This window comes from Kitasatospora sp. NPDC004799 (genome assembly GCF_040609095.1).
GTDB lineage: Bacteria > Actinomycetota > Actinomycetes > Streptomycetales > Streptomycetaceae > Kitasatospora.
Genome location: NZ_JBEXJK010000364.1, coordinates 1 through 8,383, shown reverse-complemented (window position 1 = coordinate 8,383; position 8,383 = coordinate 1). Strand labels below are relative to the sequence as shown.

Below are 8,383 nucleotides of genomic sequence, written 5' to 3'. Positions count from 1 at the left end.
AGCTCACCGCCGCCCTGGTCGCGCTGGATCACGAGGTGGTCGCGGTCGAGCCCGACCCGGCGATGCTGGCCGGGCTGCGCGACGCGCTGCCGGCCGTCCGCGCGCTGTCCGGGAGCGCCGAGGCGATCCCGCTGCCGGACGGTTCGGTCGACGCCGTGGTGTCCGGCAACGCCATGCACTGGTTCGACATGGACGCCGCGGGGCCGGAGATCGCCCGGGTCCTCGCGCCCGGCGGCGTCCTGGCCGGCCTGTGGAACGTCTTCGACGACGGGGTCGACTGGGTGGCGGGCCTCGCCCGGGTCACCGGCCCCGCCGCCGTCGGCCCGCGCGACGTGCCCGCGAGCTGGCGCACGGAGACGGCACGGATGCACCTCCCGAGGACGGGCGGGCCGGCCCGGTTCGACTCCGCGGAGCAGGCGGAGTTCCCGCACGGGCAGCAGCGCACGGCCGACTCCCTGGTCGCGACCCTCGCCACCAAGGCGGGCGTCCTGGTCATGCCGGAGCACGAGCGGACGGCCCTGCTGGACGCGGCCCGCGCCTACCTCGCCGCCCGCCCGGAGACCGGCGCGGGCGAGTTCACCCTCCCGATGCTGACCGCCGTGCTGCGCACCCGCCGGATGTGAACTCCGCCCGTCGGCGGCCCGGGCGACGAGGGCGAACGCGAGCCGGCCGTCGCGGACGCGATTGGAACGACGTGCGCCCGGCAAGACGCCCACCAGGCGGATCGCCGTGCCGAGCCCCGGCCGCCCCGGCCCCGCCGCACCGTGACCACCACTGTTCACCAAGGCAGGCACATCCATGGACCCGGAGCAGGCCCTGCGGCGGATCGCCTTCCTCCTGGAGTGGGAGGGTGCCTCGCCCTACCGGGTCCGGGCGTTCCACACGGCCGCCGAGGCCGTCCGCGGTCTGCCGCCCGGCCCGGTGGACGCCGACCGGGTGCGCCGTCTGCCGGGCATCGGGCCGGTCACCTCCGAGGTGATCGCCCAGGCCTCGGCCGGTCGGAAGCCGCCGTACCTGGCCCGGCTGGAGGAGCGGGCCGGGCCCGCCGCGTCGGCCGGGTGGGACCTGCTGGCGGCGGCCCGGGGCGACTGCCACCTGCACTCCGACTGGTCCGACGGCGGCCGGCCGTTCGAGGAGATGGCCCTCGCCGCCCGCGACCTCGGGCACGACTGGGCGGTGCTCACCGACCACTCTCCGCGGCTGACCGTCGCGCACGGCCTCAGCCCCGAACGGCTGCGCGAGCAGCTCGACGCGGTGGCGGCCTGGAACGCCCGCACCGGCCCGTTCCGGCTGCTGACCGGGATCGAGTGCGACATCCTGGAGGACGGCTCCCTCGATCAGCGGCCCGAACTGCTCGACCGGCTCGACCTGGTGGTGGCCTCCGTGCACTCCAAGCTGCGCTCCGAGCCCGGCCCGATGACCGCCCGGATGCTGGCCGCGGTCCGCCACCCCCGCACGAACGTCCTCGGGCACTGCACCGGCCGGATCGTCACCGGCCGCGGCCGGCCGCCGTCCCGCTTCGACGCCGAGGAGGTGTTCACCGCCTGCGCCGCGAGCGGCACGGCGGTGGAGGTCAACTGCCGCCCCGAGCGCCGCGATCCACCCGACGACCTGCTGCGCCTGGCCGCCGAGGCGGGCTGCCTGTTCGCCGTCGACACCGACGCCCACGCGCCCGACCAGTTGCACTGGTTCACCTCCGGCTACGCCCGCGCGGCGCGTCTCGGCCTCGGCCCCGAGCGGCTGGTCACCACCTGGCCGCGCGAACGGCTCCTGGCCTGGACGGGGAGGACCGGCGCCTGATCAGTCGTTCGCCCGGCTCAGCAGGTCGAGGACGGCACGTTCGACGCCCGCGCCGATGCCCGGCAGGCCCGGGCCCTCGGGGTCCGCGGCGAGCCCGGGCAGGTCGACGGCGACGGTCCGCCCCCGGTCGTACAGTTCGAAGAGCCGGGGATTGACGTAGGAGGCCCGGCACACGGCCGGGGTGTTGCCCAGATAGGCGGCCGTCTCCCTGACGACGCGGGCGGCGGCGCGGCGGCGGGCGCTCCTGGAGCCGCTCGCCTGCGGCCAGGACACGGCGAGGCCGACCGCGACCAGCACGGTGGCGTGCCAGGTGCGGAAGTCCTTGGCGGAGACCTCCGTTCCGCACCCGGCGCGCAGATACGCGTTCAGGTCCGCGGCGTCCAGGGGCTGCCAGGCCCGGTGCTCCCAGAACGCCCACAGCCCGGGGTCGGCGTCCTTGCGGTGGAGGAGGGCCCGGACGACCTTCGCGGCGCACTCGTCCGTGACGGCGAGGTCGCGCCGGCGTCCGGACTTGGCCGGGTACCCGAAGCACAGCCGGCTGCCCCGGACGGCGGCCTGGTCGCGGCGCAGCGTGGTGAGGCCGTACGAACCGTTGGCCTTCGCGTAGGCGGGGGAACCGATCCGGAAGAAGCCGAGGTCGAGCAGGCGCGCGGCGCAGGCCGCCACCCGGTCGTGCTGGAGGCCTCGCAGGGCCAGGTCGGCGGCCACCCGCTCGCGCAGTCCGGGGAGAGCCTCGGCGACGGCCAGGACGTGGTCGTGCTTGGCCGCCTCCTGGCGGGCCCGGAAGTCCGGGTGGTACAGGTACTGGCGCCGGCCGGCGGCGTCGGTGCCGACCGCCTGGATGTGCCCGTCGGGCCTGGGGCAGATCCACACGTCCGTCCAGGCCGGCGGGATGGCCAGGCCCTTGAGCCGGGCCAGGGCGTCGTCGTCGCACAGTGTCGCCCCCGCCTCGTCGCGGTAGCGGAAGCCGCGCCCGCAGCGGACGCGCCGCCAGCCGGGGCGGTGGGGATCACTGGTCGTCAGCCGGGCCATCGGTCCACGACGGGGGATCAGGAGCCGCGCGGGGTCAGTGCGGTCCGCCCGGGGTCAGGAAGTCCCGCATCCGCTCGACGACCGTGCGCTCGGGGGGCGGCAGGCGGTCCGCCGGGCGTTCGGTGGGCGGCTGGTGACGGGGCCGGCCGGTCGAGGACTCCTTGGTCTCCCTGGCCCTGGCCGCGAGCTCGCGCAGCTCGGCCTCGCTCGCCACGGCCCGTACGGCCGGGAAGAGCCGCGCCTCCTCGTCGCCGGCGTGCCGGGTGACCTCCTCGACGAGCCGGGCGACCAGCCGGTCGAAGCGGGGCGAGGTGGCGTGGGTCGGGCGGAGCTCCGCGAGCAGCGCCTCCACCGCCCGGTGGTCGGCGAGTTCGCGTTCCACCACGGCCGGCCCGTCGGCCAGCCGGTCGCGGACGAGCGGATACAGGTGCTGCTCCTCGGCCCGGGTGTGGCGGACCAGTCGATCGGTCACGAGGTCGGTCAGGTCCTTGCGCTGCGGGTCTCCGCTGGGGATGCCGCTGAGTTCGCTGAAGCGGACCAGCACGGACCGGTGGTCGGTGGTCAGCTGCTCCAGCAGGTCTTCGTCGTGGTGCACGGCGGATGCTCCGTTCTGTGTCCTTGCCGGGTACGGCGGCCGGCTCGCCGCCGGTGCGGTGGAGGCCCGTCGCCGGGGCGGGCTTCCGCCGCCCCTGCGTGTCCCCGGCAGCCCCGGGGCCAAACGGTCGTCCACCACGTCGGAACACAGGCTCCGGGCCCGTTTGACGCCCCGTACCGCAGGCAACCCGCAGAGGCATGGCGTACCTCGCAGAACCCGTACCGACCGTTCCGCAACCCCGGCCGTCCGGCCCTCGCGGGCGATCGGGCCCCTGGCTGACCACCCGCCCCGGCCGCGCCGTCGACGGCGCCCCGGCGGGCGCCGTGCTGTTCGGCCGGGACGGAACGCTCCTGCAGGGCGTCTCCTGCAACGGCGACCCCGCCATGGTCCGCCCGACCGCGGGCATCCGCGCCGCCCTCGCGGCGCTGCGCGCGGCCGGCTTCGCGCTCGGCGTGGTGAGCAACCAGCCGGGCGTCGCCCGCGGCCTGCTCGGGCGCGCCCAGGTGGAGGCCGTCCAGGCCCGGGCCGAAGCACTGCTGGGCCCGTTCGACGTCTGGGCCGTCTGTCCGCACGGTCCGCACGACGGGTGCGGCTGCCGGATGCCGACCCCGGCGCTGGTGACGGCGGCCTGCCGGGCACTCGGCGTCCCGTCGGCGCGGGCCACCGTGATCTGCTCCACCGACGCCGTGGCCGACGCCGCTCTCGCCGCCGGCGCTCACCCGATCCGCGTCCGCGAACGGGCCACCGAGGCCGGTCACTCGCCGTGCACCCTCACGACCCACCGGACCGCCGGGGATCCCGTGCAGGCCGCCGAACTCCTCCTGCGACCGTGAACACCCTCCGTGGCCGCCGCCCGCACGGGCCCGGTCCACAGGTGGTCCCGGGCCGGGAGCGCGGCACCACGTGTGGACCGGGCCCGGAGGGGCACACGCCGTTGCCGAGAGCCCACCGCCGGTGAGCCGGCCCCCATCCGCCGGTTGCCGCCCGACGCGACCGGCCCCACCCCCCGACTCCAGGACGGAAGACCCACGATGCCCAGGAACACCGGAACCCCCGAGAACCCTCCGCCCGAAGCCCGGAACGCCAAGGACGCCAGGGACGCCAAGGACGCCGCTCTCGACGCGTTCCGCGCGCCCGACCCGGACGGGCCGCTCACCACCGACCAGGGCGTGCGCGTCGACGACACCGACAACTCCCTCACCGCCGGTTACCGCGGTCCCACCCTGCTGGAGGACTTCCACCTGCGCGAGAAGCTCACCCGCTTCGACCACGAGCGCATCCCGGAACGCGTCGTGCACGCCCGCGGCGCCGGCGCGTACGGCTTCTTCGAACCGTACGAGTCCCTCGCCGAGTTCACCTGCGCCGACTTCCTCCAGGAGCCGGGCCGCCGCACCCCCGTGTTCGTCCGCTTCTCCACCGTCCAGGGGCCGCGCGGCTCCGCCGACACCGTACGTGACGTCCGCGGCTTCGCCACCAAGTTCTACACCCGGCACGGCAACTACGACCTGGTCGGGAACAACATGCCGGTGTTCTTCATCCAGGACGCGGTCAAGTTCCCGGACTTCGTCCACGCGGTGAAGCCGGAGCCGCCGAACGAGATCCCCACCGGCGCCTCCGCGCACGACACCTTCTGGGACTTCTGCTCCCTCCAGCCCGAGTCCACCCACATGCTGATGTGGCTGATGTCCGACCGGGCCATCCCGCGCAGCTACCGGATGATGCAGGGCTTCGGCGTGCACACCTTCCGCCTGGTCGACGCCGACGGCCGCGGCACCTTCGTGAAGTTCCACTGGCGGCCGCTGCTCGGCGTCTGCTCGCAGGTCTGGGACGAGGCCCAGCTCACGGCGGGCCGCGATCCGGACTTCCACCGCCGCGACCTCTGGGAGGCGATCGCCGGCGGCGACTTCCCCGAGTACGAGCTCGGCGTCCAACTGATCCCGGAGAAGGACGAGTTCGCGTTCCCCTTCGACCTGCTGGACCCGACCAAACTGGTGCCGGAGGAGCTGGTGCCGGTCCGCCCGGTGGGGCGCATGGTGCTGGACCGCAATCCGCAGAACTTCTTCGCCGAGACCGAGCAGGTCGCCTTCCACACCGCCAACGTCGTCCCCGGGATCGACTTCACCAACGACCCGCTGCTCCAGGGCCGCAACTTCTCCTACCTGGACACCCAGCTGATCCGGCTCGGCGGCCCCAACTTCGCGCAGCTGCCCGTCAACCGGCCGCTCGCCGAGGTGCGCAACAACCAGCGCGACGGCTACGGCCAGCAGACCGTCCACCCGGGCACCAGCTACGCGCCGAACTCCGTCGGCGGCGGCTGTCCGGCCACCCTGGGCGGCGGCCGGCTGGCCGAGGGGGTCTTCGAGTACTACCAGCAGCGGATCGACGGCACGGCGATCCGCCACCGCAGCCCCAGCTTCGCCGACCACTACAGCCAGGCCGCGCTGTTCTGGCACAGCATGGCCGACTGGGAGCAGCAGCACATCGTCGAGGCCTTCGCGTTCGAGCTGGGGAAGGTGGCGGACCGGGAGGTCCGCCGCCGGACGGTCGGCAACCTGGTCCACGTCTCGCCCGGGCTGGCGGCGGAGGTCGCCCGACGCGTCGGCGTCCCCGAACCGGCGCCCGAGCCCGGCACCGGGGACGAGCCCGGGTCGGCGGGCCAGGAGCCGCGGGTCTCCCCCGCGCTGAGCCAGGAGAACCTGCGTGGTTCGGGCATCCGCACCCGCAGGGTCGCCGTCCTGGCCGCCCCGGGCGTGGACGGGGCCCAGGTCCGGGCGGCGCACGACCGGCTGGCCGCCCGGGGCGCGGTGGTGGAGACGCTCGCCGCGCAGGACGGCCACGTGCCGGCGGCCGACGGCGGGCAGCTGCCGGTGGACCGCGCCCTGCCGACCACCGCCTCGGTGCTCTACGACGCGCTGGTGCTGCCGGACGGCGGCGAGGAGGTCCTGCCGTCCGACCCGGACGCCGTCCGCTTCCTGACCGAGGCGCTGCGGCACGGCAAGCCGGTCGCGGTCCTGGGAACCGGCGTGGAGCTCGCCCGGGCGGCCGGTCTCGGCACGTCGCCCGCGCCGGCGGGCGTCGCCGTCCACCCGTCCGGTGAGCCGGTCGGCCCGTCGTTCTGGGAGGACTTCGCCGGGCTCGTCGAGCACCACCGCTTCCCGGCCCGCTGAACCGCGCACCGCCGGCCGGCCCCGAGCCGGCGCCGCCCCACGGCGCCGATCGCCGTCCGCCGGGTTTCGGCGGAGGTCCGCGGGCCAGACGCCCTTCATGAGAACCCGTACCCCGCAGGAGCCCCGCACCGTGGTCGTCACCGGAGCCACCGCCGGCATCGGCCGGGCCTGCGCCCGGGGCGACCGGCTCGTCCTGGTCGCCCGCGGCGCCGCCGGGCTGCGCGCCGTGTCCGCCGAGGCGGAGGCGGCGGGCTCCCCGGTCCGCGCCGTACCGGCCGACGTCGCCGACCCCGAGGCCTGCGAGGCCGTCGCCGCCCGTGCCGAGGCCGAGTTCGGGCCGATCGACGTCTGGGTCAACGACGCCTTCGTCTCCGTCTTCGCACCGTTCACCGCGATCAGCCCGGCCGAGTTCCGCCGGGTCACCGAGGTCACCTACCTCGGGTACGTCAACGCCACCCGGGCCGCACTGCGCCGGATGCTGCCGCGCGACCACGGCACGATCGTGCAGGTCGGCTCGGCGATCGCGTACCGGGGCATCCCGCTGCAGAGCGCCTACAGCGGCGCCAAGCACGCCCTCCAGGGCTGGCACGAGGCGCTGCGCTGCGAACTGCTCGCCGGCGGCACGGCGGTCCGCGTGACGATGGTCCAGATGCCCGCCGTCAACACCCCGCAGTTCGACTGGGTGCTCAACCGGCTGCCCGGCCGCGCCCGCCCCGTCGCACCCGTGTTCCAGCCCGAACTCGCCGCCCGCGCCGTCCTGTTCGCCGCCGACCACCCCGGGCGGCGGGAGCACTGGGTGGGCGGCAGCACCGTCGGCACCCTGGTCGCCAACGCGCTCGCACCCGGCCTGCTCGACCGCTACCTCGCCCGCACCGGCCTCGACGCCCAGCAGGAGGAGGACCGGACCCGCCGCGGCGACGAACCGAGCAACCTCTGGTCCCCGGGCGACGCCGCGACGGACCACGGCGCGCACGGCCGCTTCGACGCCGAGGCCCGCGACCGCAGCGCCCAGCTGTGGGCCTCCCAGCACCACCGCCTGCTCGCCGCCGGCGGTGCGGCACTGCTCGGCGCCGTGGCCGGCGCGGCACGCGGACGGCGGCCCCGGTGAGCCCTGCGCACCGCCGGGCGCCCGGGACAAGAGGCGTCCCCGACGAACGGGGACACCAGCACTCATCCGTCGGCGGCGCCGGCACCGCCGACGGCGGCCGGGACGCTGGGGCGCACCGTGAAGAGTTCGTCCGTGCCGGTGATCTCCAGCAACCGGCGCACCTGCGCGGCGGGGGCGGCCAGCAGCAGCTCGACGCCGGCGGCCTGCGCGGCCAGACGCGCGCTGAGCAGGGCGTTCAGGCAGGCGGAGTCGCAGAAGCCCAGCCCGGCGAGGTCGACGACCAGTCGGGGCGGCCGCAGGGCCACCGCCCGGGTGAGGGCTGCTTCGAGGCGGCGGCGCTGGTCCCTGGCGACCTCCCCGACCAGGCGCACGACGACGGCCCGGCCGGACACGGTGAAGGCGTTGATCCGCAGCAGCGGCGCGAGGGCCCCGGGCTTCGTGGAGCGGAAGGCGTAGGGGGTGGACACGAGCGGGTCCCTCCTCTCGAGCAAGAGGGCAGCTCTCCGCCTCCGCGCCTGCCCGGTCCGGCGCGTTCCACGCCCCCGTCCTGACGGGTGGCACGAGGCGGCCGTTACGGCTACGGCCGACGAGTGCGGGGAGCGTTGCGCTCCTGGTCGGGGACGGGTTCGGCCCGGACGGTTCGGGGGCGCCGTCCGCGGCGGGCGGGCTGTTCACCCTGAC

At 75.8% G+C, this 8,383-nt stretch carries 8 protein-coding genes; 5 read left to right on the top strand and 3 right to left on the bottom strand.

Annotated features, from left to right (window positions below; all coding sequences use genetic code 11):
- Together ABZW03_RS32270 and ABZW03_RS32265 are read left to right on the top strand one after the other, a co-directional pair.
- Positions 1 to 623, top strand: a 623-nt coding sequence (locus ABZW03_RS32270) for a class I SAM-dependent methyltransferase (protein ID WP_355266223.1), incomplete at its 5' end; no start/stop codon positions are given.
- Positions 624 to 798: 175 nt separating this feature from the next.
- Positions 799 to 1,800: a PHP domain-containing protein gene (locus ABZW03_RS32265; RefSeq protein WP_355266220.1), complete on the top strand. Its 1,002-nt coding sequence runs from the start codon at positions 799 to 801 to the stop codon at positions 1,798 to 1,800.
- Here ABZW03_RS32265 and ABZW03_RS32260 read toward each other — a convergent pair whose 3' ends face one another.
- Both ABZW03_RS32260 and ABZW03_RS32255 read right to left on the bottom strand, forming a co-directional pair.
- Positions 1,801 to 2,832: a DNA topoisomerase IB gene (locus tag ABZW03_RS32260; RefSeq protein WP_355266217.1), complete on the bottom strand. Its 1,032-nt coding sequence runs from the start codon at positions 2,830 to 2,832 to the stop codon at positions 1,801 to 1,803.
- Positions 2,833 to 2,866: 34 nt separating this feature from the next.
- Positions 2,867 to 3,427: a hemerythrin domain-containing protein gene (locus ABZW03_RS32255; RefSeq protein ID WP_355266214.1), complete on the bottom strand. Its 561-nt coding sequence runs from the start codon at positions 3,425 to 3,427 to the stop codon at positions 2,867 to 2,869.
- A gap of 197 nt (positions 3,428 to 3,624) precedes the next feature.
- Between ABZW03_RS32255 and ABZW03_RS32250 the strand changes: the two genes are divergently transcribed.
- The 3 genes from ABZW03_RS32250 to ABZW03_RS32240 all read left to right on the top strand — a co-directional run bounded on the left by ABZW03_RS32250 (position 3,625) and on the right by ABZW03_RS32240 (position 7,702).
- Positions 3,625 to 4,260, top strand: coding sequence for an HAD-IIIA family hydrolase (locus tag ABZW03_RS32250; RefSeq protein WP_355266212.1), 636 nt, complete (start codon positions 3,625 to 3,627; stop codon positions 4,258 to 4,260).
- Between the two features lie 198 nt (positions 4,261 to 4,458).
- Positions 4,459 to 6,594 (top strand): catalase, encoded by a 2,136-nt coding sequence (locus tag ABZW03_RS32245; protein ID WP_355266209.1) that lies wholly within the window; start codon positions 4,459 to 4,461, stop codon positions 6,592 to 6,594.
- A gap of 97 nt (positions 6,595 to 6,691) precedes the next feature.
- Positions 6,692 to 7,702: an SDR family oxidoreductase gene (locus tag ABZW03_RS32240; protein WP_355266206.1), complete on the top strand. Its 1,011-nt coding sequence runs from the start codon at positions 6,692 to 6,694 to the stop codon at positions 7,700 to 7,702.
- 62 nt (positions 7,703 to 7,764) lie between these two features.
- Here the strand turns inward: ABZW03_RS32240 and ABZW03_RS32235 are convergent, their stop codons facing one another.
- The gene (locus tag ABZW03_RS32235; protein ID WP_355266204.1) at positions 7,765 to 8,169 is read right to left on the bottom strand and encodes an STAS domain-containing protein; all 405 of its coding nucleotides are present in this window, start codon (positions 8,167 to 8,169) and stop codon (positions 7,765 to 7,767) included.
- Positions 8,170 to 8,383 lie beyond the last annotated feature (214 nt).

Excerpts from the sequence above, each read along its gene's own strand:
- ABZW03_RS32265 (WP_355266220.1), top strand. The coding sequence starts at position 799 with ATGGACCCGGAGCAGGCCCTGCGGCGGATCGCCTTCCTCCTGGAGTGG.
- ABZW03_RS32260 (WP_355266217.1), bottom strand. The coding sequence starts at position 2,832 with ATGGCCCGGCTGACGACCAGTGATCCCCACCGCCCCGGCTGGCGGCGC.
- ABZW03_RS32250 (WP_355266212.1), top strand. The coding sequence starts at position 3,625 with ATGGCGTACCTCGCAGAACCCGTACCGACCGTTCCGCAACCCCGGCCG.
- ABZW03_RS32245 (WP_355266209.1), top strand. The coding sequence starts at position 4,459 with ATGCCCAGGAACACCGGAACCCCCGAGAACCCTCCGCCCGAAGCCCGG.
- ABZW03_RS32240 (WP_355266206.1), top strand. The coding sequence starts at position 6,692 with ATGAGAACCCGTACCCCGCAGGAGCCCCGCACCGTGGTCGTCACCGGA.